This window comes from Pseudomonas sp. BS-2016, assembly GCF_001806145.1.
In the GTDB taxonomy this organism is placed as follows: domain Bacteria; phylum Pseudomonadota; class Gammaproteobacteria; order Pseudomonadales; family Pseudomonadaceae; genus Aquipseudomonas; species Aquipseudomonas lundensis.
On record NZ_MLCT01000013.1, the window covers coordinates 123,732 to 141,948 of the forward strand.

16 protein-coding genes are annotated in these 18,217 nt (G+C 61.1%); 5 read left to right on the plus strand and 11 right to left on the minus strand.

Features of this window, described 5'->3' with window-relative positions; genetic code table 11:
- Nucleotides 1-43: 43 nt before the first annotated feature.
- The 5 genes from hemF to BKD70_RS02550 all read left to right on the plus strand — a co-directional run bounded on the left by hemF (nt 44) and on the right by BKD70_RS02550 (nt 5,144).
- Entirely contained in the window at nt 44-958 is a 915-nt protein-coding gene (gene hemF, locus BKD70_RS02530; protein WP_047278949.1) for an oxygen-dependent coproporphyrinogen oxidase, read from the plus strand.
- Between the two features lie 22 nt (nt 959-980).
- Nucleotides 981-1,802 carry a shikimate dehydrogenase gene (gene aroE, locus BKD70_RS02535; protein ID WP_047278947.1) on the plus strand — a complete coding sequence of 274 codons (822 nt, stop codon included), beginning with the start codon at nt 981-983 and terminating at the stop codon, nt 1,800-1,802.
- A 43-nt stretch (nt 1,803-1,845) separates the two neighbouring features.
- Entirely contained in the window at nt 1,846-2,172 is a 327-nt protein-coding gene (locus BKD70_RS02540; RefSeq protein ID WP_047278945.1) for a DOPA 4,5-dioxygenase family protein, read from the plus strand.
- Nucleotides 2,173-2,532: 360 nt separating this feature from the next.
- Entirely contained in the window at nt 2,533-4,494 is a 1,962-nt protein-coding gene (gene betT / locus BKD70_RS02545; protein ID WP_094987340.1) for a choline transporter BetT, read from the plus strand.
- Nucleotides 4,495-4,886: 392 nt separating this feature from the next.
- The gene (locus tag BKD70_RS02550) at nt 4,887-5,144 is read left to right on the plus strand and encodes a hypothetical protein (RefSeq protein WP_047278942.1); all 258 of its coding nucleotides are present in this window, start codon (nt 4,887-4,889) and stop codon (nt 5,142-5,144) included.
- 421 nt (nt 5,145-5,565) lie between these two features.
- Here the strand turns inward: BKD70_RS02550 and BKD70_RS02555 are convergent, their stop codons facing one another.
- The 11 genes from BKD70_RS02555 to BKD70_RS02605 form a co-directional block, all read right to left on the minus strand.
- The gene (locus tag BKD70_RS02555) at nt 5,566-8,631 is read right to left on the minus strand and encodes an efflux RND transporter permease subunit (RefSeq protein ID WP_047278940.1); all 3,066 of its coding nucleotides are present in this window, start codon (nt 8,629-8,631) and stop codon (nt 5,566-5,568) included.
- Nucleotides 8,628-9,695, minus strand: coding sequence for an efflux RND transporter periplasmic adaptor subunit (locus tag BKD70_RS02560; RefSeq protein ID WP_047278938.1), 1,068 nt, complete (start codon nt 9,693-9,695; stop codon nt 8,628-8,630). The genes BKD70_RS02555 and BKD70_RS02560 overlap by 4 nt, the downstream gene beginning before the upstream one ends.
- Nucleotides 9,692-10,783 carry an efflux RND transporter periplasmic adaptor subunit gene (locus BKD70_RS02565; RefSeq protein ID WP_047278935.1) on the minus strand — a complete coding sequence of 364 codons (1,092 nt, stop codon included), beginning with the start codon at nt 10,781-10,783 and terminating at the stop codon, nt 9,692-9,694. Before BKD70_RS02565 ends, BKD70_RS02560 begins: the two co-directional genes overlap by 4 nt.
- Nucleotides 10,784-11,022: 239 nt before the next feature.
- The gene (locus tag BKD70_RS02570; protein WP_052892226.1) at nt 11,023-12,138 is read right to left on the minus strand and encodes an RHS repeat-associated core domain-containing protein; all 1,116 of its coding nucleotides are present in this window, start codon (nt 12,136-12,138) and stop codon (nt 11,023-11,025) included.
- Between the two features lie 146 nt (nt 12,139-12,284).
- Complete coding sequence (locus BKD70_RS02575) at nt 12,285-13,067, minus strand: MetQ/NlpA family ABC transporter substrate-binding protein (RefSeq protein WP_047278933.1); 783 nt, start codon at nt 13,065-13,067, stop codon at nt 12,285-12,287.
- Nucleotides 13,068-13,226: 159 nt separating this feature from the next.
- Complete coding sequence (locus tag BKD70_RS02580; RefSeq protein ID WP_047278931.1) at nt 13,227-14,123, minus strand: sigma 54-interacting transcriptional regulator; 897 nt, start codon at nt 14,121-14,123, stop codon at nt 13,227-13,229.
- Between the two features lie 50 nt (nt 14,124-14,173).
- Nucleotides 14,174-14,755, minus strand: coding sequence for an alpha/beta hydrolase (locus tag BKD70_RS02585; RefSeq protein WP_047278929.1), 582 nt, complete (start codon nt 14,753-14,755; stop codon nt 14,174-14,176).
- 135 nt (nt 14,756-14,890) lie between these two features.
- Nucleotides 14,891-15,292, minus strand: coding sequence for a biopolymer transporter ExbD (locus BKD70_RS02590; RefSeq protein WP_047278927.1), 402 nt, complete (start codon nt 15,290-15,292; stop codon nt 14,891-14,893).
- Between the two features lies 1 nt (nt 15,293).
- Nucleotides 15,294-16,007, minus strand: a complete 714-nt coding sequence (locus tag BKD70_RS02595) for a MotA/TolQ/ExbB proton channel family protein (RefSeq protein ID WP_047278925.1) — start codon at nt 16,005-16,007, stop codon at nt 15,294-15,296.
- A gap of 35 nt (nt 16,008-16,042) precedes the next feature.
- A complete protein-coding gene (locus tag BKD70_RS02600) occupies nt 16,043-16,846 on the minus strand; it encodes an energy transducer TonB (RefSeq protein ID WP_047278923.1) in 804 nt (267 codons plus the stop codon).
- Between the two features lie 18 nt (nt 16,847-16,864).
- Complete coding sequence (locus tag BKD70_RS02605) at nt 16,865-18,208, minus strand: aryl-sulfate sulfotransferase (RefSeq protein ID WP_047278921.1); 1,344 nt, start codon at nt 18,206-18,208, stop codon at nt 16,865-16,867.
- Nucleotides 18,209-18,217: the final 9 nt, after the last annotated feature.

Here is an 18,217-nt window from a genome sequence, read left to right on the forward strand (position 1 = left end):
CTGACGAAGTGCCGCGTAGCTTTGACCTATTCAAGGTGATGTCATGACTACCCGCACCGAGGCTGTGAAAGCCTATCTGCTTGACCTTCAAGACCGTATTTGCACCGCTCTGGAAACCGAAGACGGCGGCGCGCGCTTCGTTGAAGACGCCTGGCAGCGTCCGGCAGGCGGTGGCGGTCGTACCCGCGTGATCGAAAACGGTTCGGTGATCGAAAAAGGCGGCGTCAACTTTTCCCACGTCTTCGGCAGCGGTTTGCCGCCGTCCGCCAGCGCGCATCGCCCTGAACTGGCGGGCCGTGGTTTTGAAGCGCTGGGCGTGTCGCTGGTGATCCACCCGCACAACCCGCATGTGCCGACTTCCCACGCCAACGTGCGCTTTTTCATCGCTGAAAAAGAAGGCGAAGAGCCGGTCTGGTGGTTCGGTGGCGGTTTCGACCTCACGCCCTACTACGCCGTCGAAGAAGACTGCGTGCACTGGCACCGTATTGCCGAGCAGGCATGCGCGCCGTTTGGCGCCGAGGTGTACCCGCGTTACAAGGCCTGGTGCGACACCTATTTCCACATCAAGCATCGCAACGAGCCCCGTGGCATCGGCGGCCTGTTCTTTGATGACCTGAACGCGTGGGACTTCGACACCTGCTTCGCTTTCATTCGTGCCATTGGCGATGCGTATATCGACGCTTACCTGCCCATCGTTCAGCGCCGCAAGGCGGATGAATACACAGCACAGCAGCGCGAGTTTCAAGAATTCCGCCGTGGCCGCTACGTCGAGTTCAATCTGGTCTACGATCGTGGCACCTTGTTCGGCCTGCAGTCCGGGGGCCGTACCGAGTCGATCCTGATGTCGTTGCCGCCACAGGTGCGCTGGGGCTACGACTGGAAAGCCGAGCCTGGCAGCCCGGAAGCGCGTCTGACTGACTACTTCCTGCAAGACCGAGACTGGCTGGCCAACGCCTGACATTGCCCGAGGAATTTGCCTGATGGACCGTTACGTCGTTTTTGGTAACCCGATCGCCCACAGCAAATCGCCGGTGCTGCACCGTCTGTTTGCCGAGCAAACCGGGCAGGCCATGCAGTACGACACCCTGCTGGCGCCGCTGGATGATTTTACGGGTTGCGCCACCGCGTTTTTCACACAAGGACGCGGGGCAAATGTCACCGTGCCCTTCAAAGAGCAGGCCTACCGCTTTGCCCATCAGTTGAGCGCTCGTGCGCAACGGGCTGGCGCGGTCAACACCCTGAGCAAACTGGCCGATGGCCGTGTGCTGGGTGACAACACCGACGGCGCCGGGCTGGTGCGTGATTTGACGGTCAATGCGGGGTTCAGCCTCAAGGGCAAGCGCATCCTCATTCTGGGCGCAGGCGGCGCGGTGCGTGGCGCGCTGGAGCCGATTTTGGCGCAAGGCCCGGCCTCAGTGACCATCGCCAACCGCACGGTCGAAAAAGCCGAACAACTGGCCGAACTGTTCAGCGACCTTGGCCCCGTGGCCGCCAGTGGTTTTGACTGGCTGCGTGAACCGGTCGATCTGATCATCAACGCGACATCGGCCAGCCTGGCCGGTGAAGTCCCGCCCATTGCCAGCAGCCTGATCGAGCCGGGCAACACCCTGTGCTACGACATGATGTATGGCAAAGAGCCAACGCCGTTTTGTGCGTGGGCCACCGAACACCGCGCGGGGCAGGTCATGGACGGCTTGGGAATGCTGGCCGAACAGGCCGCAGAAGCCTTCTACCTGTGGCGCGGCGTGCGCCCGGACACGGCCCCCGCACTGGTGCAATTGCGCCGGTTGCTGGCGCTGTAAAGCAGCACACCTCAAGCCTTGGCATCGTCTTCGACAGGTACTCATGCAACGCATCAAGGGCTATCACGCCCACCTCTACTTCGACGCCACGACCCTCGACCAGGCGCGCGCCCTCGCTGAAGAAGCCACGCGCCTTTTCAAGCTGCAAATGGGCCGCGTCCACGAAAAACCGGTCGGCCCGCACCCCGATTGGAGCTGCCAGTTGGCATTTGGCCCTGAGTTGATCGGCGTGGTCTTGCCGTGGCTGGCGCTGCATCGCAACGGGCTGGTGGTGTTTCTACACCCCGAAACGGGCGACGACCTGCTGGATCACACCGAGCATGCGATCTGGATGGGGGCGATTCGGCCGCTGGATTTGTCTGTTTTTTGATCGATATGCCCCGGAGGTAAATTTTTTTCCATTTTTTTTCAGCGGCGAAAACGCGTCCCTTCCTGAGGCGCCCGCATCGCGCTGATAGGCCCTTGGGACAACGGCTGAACGTTGATCATGGCCATGTGTCATACCTTGCCACGCGCTAACGTATTAGACGTGAAGCCGTAGGCAGCGATTAGTTCTAAAAGGCCATCCATGTTTAACTTGAATACTCGTTCAACTTAAAACGGTGGTCCGCTGCCCGCTCACAACAGGAGGCTTACCTTTGCCGAACCCGCTCTTTTTGCTCACGTTTTACCTCTATAAGGTGCACATCCGATGAGTGTACCGCTGACGTCCGAGACGTCCCCCATCCGCATGAACCCGCCGGTTTTCTACTTCGCGGCGATCTTTATCCTGATCTTTGGCGTGGTGGTGATTGCCATGCCCGCCGCGGCCGGTGAATGGCTGCTGGCAGCACAAAACTGGGCGGCCAATACGGTCGGCTGGTACTACATGCTAGCGATGACCCTGTATCTGATCTTCGTGGTCGTCACCGCCTTGTCCGGCTACGGCAAGATCAAGCTCGGTGCCGACCACGACGAACCTGAGTTCAGTTACCTGTCCTGGGCGGGCATGCTCTTCGCCGCCGGGATCAGCATCACGCTATTTTTCTTCTGCGTTTCAGAACCCCTGACGCACATGCTCAACCCGCCGCAAGGCCCGGCCGGTAACGCCGAGGCTGCGCGTCAGGGCATGCAGTTGCTGTTCTTGCACTGGGGCTTGCACGGCTGGGGTGTGTTTGCGTTTGTCGGCATGGCGCTGGCGTACTTTGCGTACCGCCACAACCTGCCGCTGGCGCTGCGCTCGGCGCTTTACCCGCTGATTGGCAAGCGTATCAACGGGCCTATCGGCTACGCCGTGGATGGCTTCGGCATCATTGCCACGGTGTTCGGTCTGGGCGCCGACATGGGCTTTGGGGTGCTGCACCTCAATTCTGGCCTCGACTACCTGTTTGGCATGCCACACACCCAATGGGTGCAGGTGGGCCTGATCACGCTGATGATGGGCGCTGCCATTTTGGTGGCGATTGCTGGCGTCGATAAAGGCGTGCGGGTGATGTCCGACATCAACATGCTACTGGCCTGCGCCCTGCTGCTGTTTGTGCTGTTTGCCGGGCCGACCCAGCATTTGCTCAACACCCTGGTGCAAAACATCGGTGACTACCTCGGCTCGCTGCCGACCAAGAGTTTCGACGTGTACGCCTACGACAAGCCAAGCGACTGGCTGGGTGGCTGGACCGTGTTCTATTGGGCCTGGTGGATCGCATGGTCGCCGTTTGTGGGCCTGTTCATTGCGCGCATTTCCCGTGGCCGGACGATCCGTGAGTTCGTGTTTGGCGTGCTGCTGATCCCGTTGGGCTTCACCCTGGCGTGGATGTCGATCTTCGGCAACAGCGCCATCGACCAAGTGCTCAACCACGGCATGGTTGCCCTAGGCCAGTCGGCCATCGACGACCCGTCGCGCACCCTGTACTTGCTGCTGGAAACCTACCCGTGGAGCAAAACCGTGATCGCCGTGACGGTGTTCATCAGTTTTGTGTTCTTCGTGACCTCGGCCGACTCCGGCACCGTGGTGCTGTCCACCCTGTCGGCCCGTGGCGGTAGCGCGGACGAAGACGGCCCGAAATGGCTGCGCGTGTTCTGGGGGGCGATGACGGCGCTGGTCACCAGTGCGCTGTTGTTCTCCGGCAGCATCGATGCACTGAAGTCGGCGGTGGTGCTGACCTCCTTGCCGTTCTCGTTGATTCTGTTGCTGATGATGTGGGGCCTGCACAAGGCGTTCTATCTGGAGTCGCAGAAGAAAATCGCGCAAATGCACTCACTGGCACCGGTCTCGGCTTCGCGCCGCGGGCGTGGCGGCTGGCGTCAGCGCTTGAGTCAGGCCGTGCACTTCCCGTCCCGTGACGAGGTGTACCGTTTCATGGACACCACCGTGCGCCCGGCGATTGAAGAAGTGAGCGCGGTGTTCCTTGAGAAAGGCCTCAACGTGGTCACCCAGCCCGACCCGGCCAACGACAACGTCAGCCTTGAAATCGGCCACGGTGACGAACACCCGTTCGTGTACCAGGTGCAGATGCGCGGCTACTTCACCCCGTCGTTCGCCCGGGGTGGCATGGGGCCCAAAGAGCTGCGTAACCGCCGTTACTACCGCGCCGAAGTGCACTTGAGTGAAGGCAGCCAGGACTACGACCTGACGGGCTACACCAAAGAGCAAATCATCAACGACATCCTCGACCAGTACGAGCGCCACATGCAGTTCCTGCATTTGGTGCGTTGATGGTCATAAGCCCGCCCGCCCTGGGCGGGCTTGTCCTCGTTGCTCATCAGCCGGCAACGCGGGGTCGGCCAGCTCTACGGACCTTTCCCTGACTGTTGTGGGATCAGGCTTGCTCGCGTTTGCCCCCATTGTGATGGCCGTTACGGGCTGCCTATAGTCCGCGCCGTCGCTGAATTTTCAGCGTCCGGGCGTGCAAGCCCGATTATTGGATTTCAACTTGTCATATCGCTTGGTAGGCTCCGCGCCTGCACCTGCGTTATGGCAGTTGTGCGCGGGAGATCTTAGGGTCTGCCGGGTCCCAATAACCGGTCTTGCACACCCGCGCACAGCTGCCACCCTCTTTCTGCGTGCAAGCTGATTGAAGTGGCTCCTCACCCTATTGGAGCTTCGCCATGTCGCACTTTCTTCCGCAAACCGACAACCCTGTCGGCTCCGACGTTCTTCTGATTGATACCCGCGCCTCTGTGTCTGCTCTGCTTTGTTGTGCCGAGCAGCGCTTTCAGGCGGCCAAGAATTTGTTGCGCAGTGTGTCCTGCTTGAGCGCCACCAGCAGTGCCCAGCAGGACTTAAACGCCGTGTGTGAAGCGACTTCGCTGTTGTTGCAAGAGGGCTGCGATGTGCTGGGGGTCGTGGTGCTGCGGTCTGACTGAAAGCCCGTCCGCCATGGGCGGGCTTGTGGTTGTGGGCGTGCTTGGCCTTGTTGCTCGTCAGCAGGTAACGCGGGGTCGGCCGACTCTACGGACCTTTCCCTGACTGTTGTGGGATCAGGCTTGCTTGCGTTTGCCCCCATTGTGATGGCCGTTACGGGCTGCCTATAGTCCGCGCCGTCGCTGAATTTTCAGCGGTCAGGTGTGCAAGCCTGTCCCTACCGATTCCAACGTTCCATTTCGCTTGCTAGGCTCCGCGCCTGCAACTGGCGTTATGGCGGTTGTGCGCGGGAGACCCCAGGGTCTGCCGGGTGGGTAGGTAACCGGTCTTGCACACCCGCGCACAGCTGCCACCTTCTTTCTGCGGTAGCGGGTTGGGGCGTTGGCCCCTCCTTAGGCCTCGCGAACACGCCCCCTGCCTCGATTATTTGGCGACCGGGCTTGGCTCCTTCGACTCCTTGATTTTGTACCAGGCCACGTACAGCGCGGGCAGGAACAGCAGGGTCAGCAAGGTGGCAGAGATGATGCCGCCAATCATGGCGTAGGCCATCGGCCCCCAGAACACTTCGCGGGCAATCGGGATCATGCCCAGACTGGCGGCCGCAGCGGTGAGCAAGATCGGCCGACGACGGTGTTCAGTCGCTTGCACCACGGCGTGCCACGGGTCGTAGCCGTCGCGCTCGAACTGGTCGATCTGTGTCACCAGAATCACCGAGTTACGAATGATGATGCCCACCAGCGCCAGCACCCCGAGGATCGCCACAAAGCCCATGGGCGTGCCGGTCGGCACCAGCGCCAGCACCACGCCGATCAGCCCCAGCGGCGCGACGCTGGCCACCAGAAACATCTTCTGCACGCTCTGCAACTGGATCATCAAAAAGGTCGCCATCAAAAACAGCATCAACGGCACCACGTGCGCGATCGGGCCTTGCGCCTTGGCGCTTTGCTCCACCGTGCCGCCGGTTTGCAGCGTGTAGCCACGCGGCAGGTCGGCCGCAAACTTATCAATCGCTGGTTTGAGGTCGGCGACCAGATCAGTCGGCTGCATGCTGCCGCGTACCGAAGCCTTGAGAGTCAGGGTCGGGATGCGGTCACGGCTCCAGATCAACGGTTGCTCCAGTTCGTAACGCACTGAGGCAAAGGCCAGTAGCGGGATAGAGGTGCCGCTCGGGGTGGTGATTTGCAGGTTAAGCAGGGTTTCCGGGGAATCGCGCTCGGTGCCCACCGCCCGGCCGACAATGTTGATCAAATAAATGTCGTCTTTGACCTGACTGACCGCCGCGCCGCTGACGATGCTGTTCATCACGCGCGCCACGTCTTCGGATGACAAACCGTACTGGCGCGCTTTGTCCTGAGCAATGTCGATGCGCAGGACTTTGCCCGGTTCGTTCCAGTTGAAGTTGATTTCGCCCACGTTCGTGTTGGCATCCAGCACCGTGGCCAGATCAATCGCGTGTTTACGCACTTGATCGATGTTCGGGCCGCTGACCCGGTATTGCAGCGGCTGCCCCACGGGAGGCCCCAGTTCAAGGGTGTGGACGAAGGTGCCGACGCCCACAAAATCGTCGCGCAGGCGTTTTTCCAGTCGCGCCATCAACGCATCGCGGCTCTCAAGCCCGGTGCTGACGATCACCAGTTGCGCAAAGAACGGGTTTTGCAATTGCTGGTCCAGCGGCAGGTAGAAACGGATCGCCCCTTCGCCGATGTAACTGCTCCAGCGCACGATGTCCGGGTCGCCCTTGAGGGTTTCCTCAAAGCGCTGAGTGACCTTGAGGGTTTCAGCGATGGACGCGTTTTGCGGCAGGTTCAGGTCCACCAGAATTTCAGGTCGGTCCGACGACGGGAAGAACTGGTTCTGCACCAGCCCCAGGCCGAACACCGACAGTACGAACATCAGCACGGTGGCGCCAATGGTGAGCCACCGATGGCGCATGCACCACAGCAACCCTGTATCAAACGCGTGGGCCAGACGGCCTGGCTTCTCGGGCTTGGGTTTGACCTTGGCGCTGAGGATGTGCACGCCCAGCACCGGCGCGAACAGCACCGCCACCACCCACGAGACCAGCATGGCGACGGCAATCACCGCGAACAGGGTGAAGGTGTATTCGCCCGCCGAGCTGTTGTTGAGCCCGATGGGCACGAAACCGGCGACCGTCACCAGCGTACCGGTGAGCATCGGGAAGGCGGTGGAGTGGTAGGCAAACGTGGCCGCCTCCTCCTTGCTTTCGCCCATTTCGAGCCGCGTAATCATCACCTCCACGGTAATCATCGCGTCGTCCACCAGCAGGCCGAGGGCGATAATCAGCGCACCCAGCGACACCCGCTGCATGGCAATGCCAGCAAACTCCATGAACACAAACACCAGCGCCAGCACCAGCGGGATGGAGATGGCCACCACCAGGCCAGCGCGCAGGCCGAGGCTGATAAAGCTCACGCCCAGCACGATAATCACCGCTTCGAACAGCGCACTGGTGAAGCCGCCCACGGCCACTTCAACCACCTGGGCCTGGTCCGACACCATGTGTACGTCCACACCCAGCGGCAGCTCGGCGGTCAGGTCTTCGATGCGTTGTTGCAGTTGCTGCCCGAACTCCTGAATGTTGCCGCCATCGTTCATGGCGATGGCCAGGCCGATGGCGGGTTTGCCGTTGTAATGAAACATCGGCTCGGCGGGGTCAACGTAACCCCGGCTGATTTCAGCAATGTCCGCCAGGCGATAGAACCGGTCATTGACCCGCAGGTTGACGGCTTCGAGGTCTTCTGTGGTGTGGAATTGCCCGGAGGTGCGCACCGACATGCGCTCCGGCCCCGCCTCGATCACCCCGGCCGGGGTCACGGCGTTTTGGGCTTGCAGGCTTTGCAGCACTTGCTGCTGATCCAGCCCCAGCGCTGCCAGTTTGCGAGTCGAGAAGTTCAGGTAGAACGTTTCGTCCTGTTCGCCAATGGTCATCACCTTGCCGCGATTGGGCACGTCGCGAATCCCGGTGCGCACGTGCTCGACGTAGTCGCGCAGCTGGCGCATGGTGAAGCCGTCGCCGGTGAAGGCGTAAATCGTGCCGTACACATCCCCGAATTCGTCGTCGAACCCCGGGCCTTGAATGCCTTGGGGGAAGTCGCCGCGAATGTCGTCGATCTTCTTGCGCACCTGGTACCAGATCTGTGGGATCGCCTTGGCCTCGGTGGTGTCCTTGAGGAACACGAACACCGTGGATTCACCGGGTCGGGTGTAGCTTTGTACGTAGTCGAGGGAGTCGAGTTCTTCGAGTTTTTTCTCGATCCGGTCCGTGACCTGCAGCATGGTTTCATCGACCGTGGCGCCCGGCCAGCGGGTCTGGATCACCATGGTTTTGATGGCGAAGCTCGGATCTTCGGCGCGCCCCAGGTTCATGTACGAAAAGATCCCGGCAAGCACCGAGACGAACATCAAATACCAGACAAACGACTGATGCTTCAGGGCCCACTCGGACAGGTTGAACTTCTTCCCATTCATTGCGAGCTTTCCTTATCCAGTCTGACGTTCTGTCCGGGCGTGAGGCTGTTGACCCCGGCGATGACCACTTTGTCGCCGCCTTTAAGGCCGCCGCTCAACAGCGCCGTGTGCGCGTCGCGGCGCAGCACAGTGACCTCATGCGGGCTGACGGTGTGCGAGGGCGTGTCAATGATCCATACGCGGGTTTTGCCGTCGGTTTCTTGCAGGGCGGTGACGGGCAGCTCGAAATGCTCGGCAATCGGGCTGCTGACCGTCACGCTGACCGAACTGCCCAGGCGGAACGCGAGTGGCGTCTGGTCCAGTGTCAGGCGGGTACGCCGGGTACGGGTGGCGCTGTCGGCCTGTGGGGCGATTTCCCGCACACGGGCGGTGGTTTTCACGTTGGGATCGAGCTGCCCTGCCACTTGAAATTCGATGCCTTTGGGCAACGCCTCGGCCAATGGCCCCGGCAGGTCGATCACGGCTTCCTTGATTTCGGGGCGGGCCAGCGTGACGACCTCTTCACCGATGCTCACCACTTGGCCCGCTTCGGCCTTCCAGTCGGTGATGACGGAGTCATGGTCAGCGCGCAGGTTGCAGTAACTGAGTTGGTCTTGCGCCTGATTGACCGCCGCCACGGCCTGTTGCATCGACGCGGCGGTGGTTTTCAGGTCGGCCTGGGCGGTGTCGAGTTGCGCTTGGGCGCCGACGCCACGGTCGAACAGTTCTTGCTGGCGCCGGGCGTTGGCCTGCGCGTTGATGAGCTGTGCCTGCACCTTGGCCAGATCGCCTTGCGCCGAACGCAGTTGGTTCTGCTGATCGGTGGGGTCGAGGTTGGCCAGAATATCGCCCTGTTTGACCACCGCGCCCACGTCGTAATACCGCCGCACAATGCGCCCCGGCACACGAAAGCCCAACGTGCTTTCGTAGCGGGCTTCGATCGTGCCGGCAAAGCGGCCGAAGTGTTCCCTCAGCTCGGGCTGGACCACCACGAACAGCGCGGGGCGCACCGGCTCGGGGGCTTTTTCTTCAGAGCAACCGACCAGCAGGGCGGCCGCCAGGGGCACCATCCACAGAGGCTTCATAGTTGAGTGCCTCCGGCTGGCGTGGGGGCAATTTCGACCTGCATGCCGGGGTGCAACAGTTGTCCGCCTGCGACCACCACCTGCTCTCCGTCTTTGAGGCCTTCATTGATGATCACGCTGCCGGTCAGGTAACGCCCGACCTTGACCCGTTGCAGGCGCACGTTGTTAGTGCCGTCCACCAGCCACACGGCGGGCTCGCTGACGTCTTTGGTCAGCGCCGACCAGGGCAGTTCGATGCTGCGGCTCGGCGGCGGGGTCAGGTTGACGGTAACAATCGAGCCCAAATCCATGCCCTTGGGCAGTTCATCGAGCTGCACCTTGATTTGCAGGGTGCCGCTTTGGGCGGCCACGGTGGGGGTGATTTCGCGGATCTGGCCCTTGACCTTGATCTGCGGGTTGCTCAACAGCGTGACCTGCACGGTCGGGTCTTTGGGCGGTTCGATAAACAGCGACTCGTAGACGTTGAACACCGCATCCCGGGCGCCGTCGCGGGCCAGGGTGAAAATCGGCATGGTGGCCTGTACCACTTGCCCCACTTCGGCCTGCCGCGCCGTGATGACGCCCGGCGCTTCGGCTTCGAGGTTGCTGTAACTCAACTGTTCGCGGGCGTTGGCCAACTGCGCCTGAGCGGCGGCCAGCGCACTTTGCGCGCTCTGCTGCGCGGCGTTGGCGGCATCGTATTCACTTTGGCTGGTATAGCCTTTTGGCAGCAGTTTTTGCTGACGAATAAATGCGGCGCGGGTCTGCACCACTTGCGCCTGCTGGGCACTGACGCTGGCCTGAGCCGTGGCGACCTGGATTTTCAAGTCTTTGGGGTCCAGGCGTGCCAGCACTTGATGGGCCTGAATGTGATCGCCAACGTCCACGCTGCGCTCGATGATCTTGCCGCCCACGCGGAAGGAAAGCTGGGTTTCGACCCGCGCCTGAATGTCACCGCTGAGTTGAATCGGGGGAGCAAATTCACGTGTGTTCACTTGCTGTACATACACCCGTGGCGACAGAGGCTCTTTGGGGGCTTCTTTACCGCACGCGGTCAGCAATACCACCAGGCTGACGCCCAACATACCCATACTTCGTGGACCAGCCATGCAGGCTCCTTTGCGTGATGCTGTTTTAGCTGACGATACGACTGACAGCGTAGAACAGGGTTCAGTGTCCGTGGGATTCTATGTGTGGTGACAGGTAATCATGTCTGTTTCTTTGTGGGAAGTTGCGCATATGAAAGCCGCTGGCGTTGGCCCGTTAGCGCGTTATCCATCGATGGGAACACATGATGGGGTGGGTCGTTCGTAGGGAGGCGGGACTTTCCGGGAGGGCAGTGCGCAGATTACAGGGTGCTTCGTCTGATCTTTCCAGCGGTCGTCTGGATCTTGGCCAGCTCTTTTAACACATGATTTTGTCTTTCCAGGTTTCTGACAGAGTCCTGAAAAACCTCCTCGGGGGGCGGTGCTGAAGGCTCAGGGCGAGCCCCTGCTGACGAAGAGGATCTGGAGACGTTTGCTGATGAGGCGGGCGTAGCGCGGTTAGTCACGGGAGATTGGATTCTGGAACCCTGTGGGAGGCTGTTAAGAAAATCGTGGGTTTCCACGTAGGCTGCATTGGCTTTTGCCTGTCTGGCCTGGAGGCGCATCGCTCTCCAGCCGAACGCGTTAGCACCAATACCTGCCGCTAAACCCAGCGCCGAGAGGACCAGCATTGACCAAGCAAATGCATTATCGTTCTGCCCCTCTCCCTGGGATGCCGCCAGTTGCCGGCTCAAACCGACGGCACTGGCTGTGATGCCCACTCCTGTACCGGCGACTTTCGCCACGGCAGCGATCGAGATGGGTTTCTTTTTCAGGCTTTTGAGCGCGCCCCAAAACCCGATACCGGGCACGGCCCCATTGATACCGTTAGCCAAAGCGAGTGTTCCGAGTGCTATAGAAAGAATAGCGTCCAGGGGTAATCGCCCGCTGGGGTCCACCCGATTCACCGGGTCCCCTTTGCAATAGGCATAGGTGTTGATCCCCCCCGCGCCAAACGGGCTTAATCGGTCCGGGCTGTTGAAGCGCATTAACACGGGGTTGTATGCCCGATAGCCATTACCGAGCAGATAGTGACCGGTAACAGGGTCAGGCAATTCTCCGTTAAACCCCAACAGACTCTGCTGGGCATGTTGAGCGCACGGATAGCCATAGGGGCCATACCCTGACGCGTGACTGCCGCTAGCACTGAGCGTGTGCAAAACGCTGCGTTGCAGGTTAGTCGCCAGCAGCTGTGCGCTGGTGGTGTCTGTCGTTGCCAAGAGTTGGTTTTGATAGTGAAAGACCGACTGACCCTGATCACCGTGCAGCCGAGTGCTTAAACGCTCACGGTTATAAAAGTGCTGCACGGACGGGGTGGTGTCCACTTGGTTGGCGATCAGGCGATCCAGTGGATCGTAGCGATAGCGCACGCAGGTCATAGGGTGTGCAGGCTTGTTTTAAAGACCTGCAGCATTCACCTTAAAACGCACGTCGCCTACCTATCGATGTTGCTAGGTCATGTGACAAACCATAAAAAACGCCGACGCTGTGCAAGCCGTCGGCGTTTGCGATGACGCAGCCCGGGTTAAAACGCTGGCAGCACGGCACCGTTGTATTTCTTCTCAATGAACGCTTTGACTTCAGGGCTGGTCAGGGCTTTGGCCAGCTTCTGGATCGCTTCGCTGTTCTTGTTGTCAGGGCGTGCCACCAGGTAGTTCACGTAAGGCGAGTCTGAACCTTCAATCAGCAAGGCATCTTTAGCCGGGTTCAGGCCTGCTTCCAGTGCGTAATTGGTGTTGATCATGTCCAGGTCGACCTGATCCAGCACCCGCGGCAGCATGGCGGACTCAAGCTCTTTGAACTTGAAGTTGTGCGGGTTTTTGGCGATGTCTTTCGGCGTCGCGACGGCGTTGGTCGGGTCTTTGAGTTCGATCAAACCGGCCTTTTGCAGCAGGATCAACGCACGGCCGCTGTTGCTGCCTTCGTTAGGGATCGCGATGGTTGCGCCGTCTTTGAGTTCGGCCAGCGATTTAACCTTCTTCGAGTAACCGCCAAACGGTTCAACGTGAACGCCGATCACGGTTTCAAGGTGAGTGCCTTTCCCTTCGTTGAAGCTCTGCAAGTACGGCAGGGTCTGGAAATAGTTGGCGTCCAGACGCTTCTGATCGACCTGCACGTTGGGTTGCACGTAGTCGGTGAAGACTTTGATGTCCAGGTCCACGCCTTCTTTGGCGAGGGCCGGTTTGATCAGTTCAAGGATTTCGGCGTGGGGAACCGGGGTTGCAGCCACCACCAGTTTCTCGCCAGCCTGTGCCAAGCCTGCCGTCAAAGCAGCCGCCAATGCGGTAAACAACAGAACCTTTTTCATGCAATGCCCCTACGTACGTGGCCGTTCGAATGACGGCTTGATTTGGATGACGGAGCCGACAATACCGAGATTCTTTATTCCCTAATAATAATTTTTAATCTGGCGCTTATATCAATTGGTTATTTACAGTCTCGGTTGAGGCACACGGCGGCACTGGCCTTACCGCAGCCACTCTTTGAGCGCCGCCCGTTCCTGTTCGGTGGCGCCCTTGATGAACCGTTCGATCTGGCTCAGCGCATCTGGCAGGTTCAAATGCTCGGGCTGGATCTCCTCACCCGCACTCACCAGCAACGCAAAATGGATCACGTTCTCCAGCTCGCGGGTGTTGCCCGGCCAACTGTGGCGCTCCAGTACACGCTGTGCGCTGTCGCTGATAAAAGGCACGCTCAGGTTCAGCCGCTGGCTGTAGATGCCTAAAAAGTATTCGGCCAGCGACAAAATATCCCCCGGCCGTTCGCGCAAGGCCGGCAAGTCCAGCCGGCCTTCGCTCAAATAGTGATACAGCCGTTCATGGAACTTGCCCGCCGCGACCGCCTGCGCCAGATCGATGCTGGTGGCGGCCACCAGCCGCACATCCACCGGGTTGGGTTGATGCGCGCCCACGCGGGTGACTTCGTGGTTTTCCAGCGCGGCCAGTAGCTTGATCTGAATCGCCAGCGGCAAATCCCCGATCTCGTCCAGGTACAAGGTGCCGCCATTGGCCGACCCGAACCAGCCTGCGCGACTGCTGGCAGAACTGCTGTGGGCCCCGGCAGCGTAACCAAACAGCTCGGCGTCGGCGTAGGTCGGGCTGATCGCGCCGCAGTTCACCGACACGAACAAACCGGTGCGGTCGCTGGCGCGATGAATGTGGCGGGCCAGCAGTTCCTTGCCGGTGCCGGTCTCGCCCCGGATCAGCACGGGCAGCGAACGCGGCGCCAACAGTTCGAGGTCGTTGCGCAATTGGCGTGAGCGCGGGTCGACAAACACCAGCGCCTTGGCGCGAATGCTCAGCGGGCTTTTTTCAGCGTCGGGAAACGTCAGCAGCGGCTGACCGAAAGTTTCATGCAGGCTCATGGCAGGCTCCCGCCCGCCGCCGCAGGGAGGGCGCGGGCGTTACAGAAAAATCATGCGCGGCGCAGGGCGTCGTGCTCTATGCGGGTTTGCAGGCGATACAAAAAGGCGAAACCTTGCTCCCAGCGCTGATGCCCGGACTTGACGTTGATGTGCCCGGCGCCGCTGATGATCCCGATCTCCGCGCCCCACTGGCGGGCAAACTCCATCGCCCTGGGTGCGCTCACGGCCGGGTCGTTATCGGAACTGACGATCTGGCTCGGGAACGGCAAAGGCCGCGTTGGAATCGGTGCAAAGTTACGCAGGGCTGGCGCACAGGCCGGGCGTTCGACATCGGCCGGCGCCACCAGCAGCGCGCCACGCACCTGGCTCAACAGGCTGGCAGGTGCCCGCTCGGCCCAATGCGCCACGGTGATGCAGCCCAGACTATGGGCAATCAGAATCACCGGCGTGCTGTCGGCGGCAATCGCTTCGGCCAGGGCCGCGATCCAGTCTTCGCGACGTGGCGTCAACCAGTCAGCCTGTTCCACACGGGCACCGTTGGGCAGGCTGTTCTGCCAGTGGGTTTGCCAATGATCGTCGGACGAACCTTGCCAGCCCGGCACTATCAGATAGCGAATCGACTCGTTGCCCATGGGTGTGCGCCTCCTGCTTGGGTGTGTTACCGGGTCAGTATAGGGACGGCTTTTAGATTCGCTAAGGAATAAGAAGCTATTTATTAATAACTAAAACTGATTAGCAGGCGCGTTCTGCTGCGCTGTGCACGGATTTCAGCGCGCCGTTATCACCGACACTTTGGTAATGCCCGCCCGTTCAATGGAGGCCATGGCCCGCGCCACTTCGCCGTAGTTCACCCCTTCATCGGCCTGTAACTGCACGCGGATGTCAGGGTCTCGGGCCTTGGCGCCTTGCAGGTTGAACGCTAACCGCGCGGGCTCAACCGGGTCTTTGTTGATGAACAGTTGCCCCGCGCCATTGATGCTCACCACCACCGGGTCTTTTTGTGGCGCCGGGGCCACGGCGTCGGTCTTGGGCAGGTTGATCGGGATGGCGTTGGTCAGCATGGGCGTGGTGACGATGAACACCACCAGCAGCACCAGCATGACGTCCACCAGCGGCGTGACGTTCATCTCGCTCAGCACTTCGTCGTTGTCCTGGGTTGAAAAAGACATGTCAGGAGGCCTCCTTCACAGGGTGCGCGGCCGTTTTGCGGGCTGCCGGATGGATCAGCACCCGGAACGCACTTTTCTGCGCCAGGCTATAGAAGTCGTGCGCGAAGTCGTCGAGGTCGGCCGCCGTCAGCTTCAGGCGTCGCAAAAAGTAGTTGTAAACCAGCACCGCAGGCACGGCGACGGCAATCCCCACGCCGGTCGCCACCAACGCCGCACCAATTGGCCCGGCCACGGTTTCAAGGCTTGCCGAGCCCGCGATGCTGATGCCTTTCAAGGCTTCCATGATCCCCCACACGGTGCCGAACAACCCCACGAACGGCGATGTGCTGCCGATGCTGGCCACTATCGCCAGGCCGCTTTCCAGCGAGCGCCGTTCACGCACGATTTGTTGGCGTAAGGCGCGTTCCAGGCGGTCCTGATGGTTGATCGCGTGGCTCAGGTCGTCGACCTGAGCGCCCTCGCCCACCTGAATGGCCGCATAACCGGCCTGCGCCACGCGGGCCGCCGCGCCGGGATAACTCTCGCTCAGTTCGGCGGCCGCCTCCAGGCTTGAAGCGGCCCAGAATCGCTTATGGAACGCGCGGTCCTGGGCCTTGAGCCGCGAGAACTGCACGCCTTTAATCAACGCCAGCCCCCACGTGGCCAGCGAAAAAATCACCAACAGCCAAATGACGGCGCTTTCAATCGATGCGAGGGGGGATGCCAATAAGGTCATGGTCGATACGCTCTCTAAAAAAGGGGGACAGGCAATCAATGAATCTTGAAATCAATCGGCACGCTGACCCAGCCAACCTGAGCGACATCGCCCTGCTTGGCCGGGACAAAGCTCCAGCGTTTAACGGCGTTCAGCGCAGCGTCATCGAGCTGTTGGCGCCCGCTGCTTTTCTGAACCTGAATCTCGCCCGGTTTTCCGCTGGCCAACACCTGAACCCGTAGCAACACCGTGCCTTCCCAGCCACGGCGCAACGCCAGCGAGGGGTACTCGGGCGCCGGGTTTTTCAAATACCCGGCGTTGGCCGAGGCCGGCGTGACCGGTGCAGGCGCCGGGGGAGCGGGCGGTGATGGCGGCGCCACAGGCTGTGGTGTGGGCGGCGCGGGCGTTGCAGGCGCAACAACGGGTTTGGCCACCGGTTTGGCGACTGGTTTGGGTTTGAGTTTGGGCTGAGGGGTTGGCAGCGGTTTGGGCGGTGGCGGTTTGCTCGCCAGTGCGTCTTCCACCGGCGGCGGTTCAACCACCGGTGTCGCGGGCGCGGGCGGTGCTGGCTCTACCACCGGTGGCGCCGGTCGGGAAAATTCAATCGTCATCGGCGGCACCTCGGGCGGCACAATCGGCAGCGCAGGCGCGGGGTTCAGGCTGACCCACAGCAGCACCCCGCCGTGCAGCAACAGCACCACCACCGCCAGGGCCCATGCTTCACGACGGCGCAGCACTGCCGTGGGCGCACGCTGCAAACGCAACTGGCCCAACGGCCGCCGGTATGCCCGACCCAGGTTCAGCAGCTCGGCGCCGGGCACCGTTGGCCACGTCTGTTCGGCGGTCTGGAGATTGCCCATGGTCTGACTCCTGCGCGCTTAGCGACTGGCGTTGGTCGGTTGCAGCACGGCCGAGGGCGCAAGCACGGCGGTCTGCTCGCGCGGTGTGCCCTGTGGCACCCAGTCGTAATTCACCGGCAAGGCGCGGTACACCCAGTTACTGATCGCTTCGCTGCCCGGTGCCTTGCCCAGGTAAGGGCTCACGTACTCCCAAACGATGTCCCCGTGGCGCGTGACCTGAAAGAACCGCCCGTTCATGCCCTCATCAATCAACGTATTGCCGTTGGGCAAGCGACGCGCGCTGCTGATGAACGAGCTGTAAAACGCCCAGCCCGGCTGCGTGGAATCGGCCGCGGTGTATTGCCAGACGATTTCTCGGGTTTGAGGATCGATTTCCAGCACCCGCGAACCGCTGATAAGGCCCAGCGTGGCAGACGGGTAACCCGCCGATCCCTGGTTATCGAACACCAGCACATTGCCCGCGCCGGGCAGACCGGCCGGGATGATGTGCGCGTCATGCTGGCCGACGAACTGGTCCACCGGGCGAGGCAGTGCCTGACTGGTTTTGGGGTTGATGGCAGGCAGGTTCGGGCCGAGACTCCACACCACCTTGCCGCTGGATTTATCGAGGATGGCGATGAAGTTGGCGTTGCGTGAGTCGATCAGCAGGTTATCGGGCGCGAAGCGCTTGTCACCGGCGTCGAACCACTTGTTGGGGCCTACGACACTCAGGTTATTGATGTGCAGGTAGTCCGGGTTTGGGGTGGCGTACACCAGTTTTAACTGTTCGGGAGTGAAGCCAAACTCGTTCAAATGCTCGGACGCCAGCCATTGCCAGGTCACTGCCCCGTCGGGGCTGACTTCATAGATCGCGTCGTCAATCACCTGTGGCACCTTGAACCCGGCCACCGCATGCACCTTGTTTGCCAGCACCAGCGTGTTGCCGTTGCTCAAGCGCCGTTGATCGTGATGCTGCTGCGCCGCGCCACCGGGGGCCTTATCGCCCCACTGCCAGATCACGTTGCCGTGCCAGTCCAGCTCGCCCACGCTGCGGTTGCCCAGCCCGTTGCCGGCCGAGCCCAGCGGGCCGGGGGCCTTGTCGCTCAGTTGCAACAACACATGGCCGCGCTCGCCGCCCACCAACGTCGGGTCGATGATCGCAGAGGGAAAGCCCGCGTGTGGCCACGTTTTCACGGCGTTGCCGTTCATGTCGATCAGGTGCGTTTGCTTATCCGCACCGCTGAAAATGACGTACTGGTTGTAGGCTTTGGCCGGGTCATAACGGGTTACGCCGGTGGGGTACACGCTGGGCGCGGCGTGCGCGACAGCACTGAGCAAGCTGCCGGCAATCAACCACGACACCACAGAAGGGAGGGTTTTCATCATGAATAT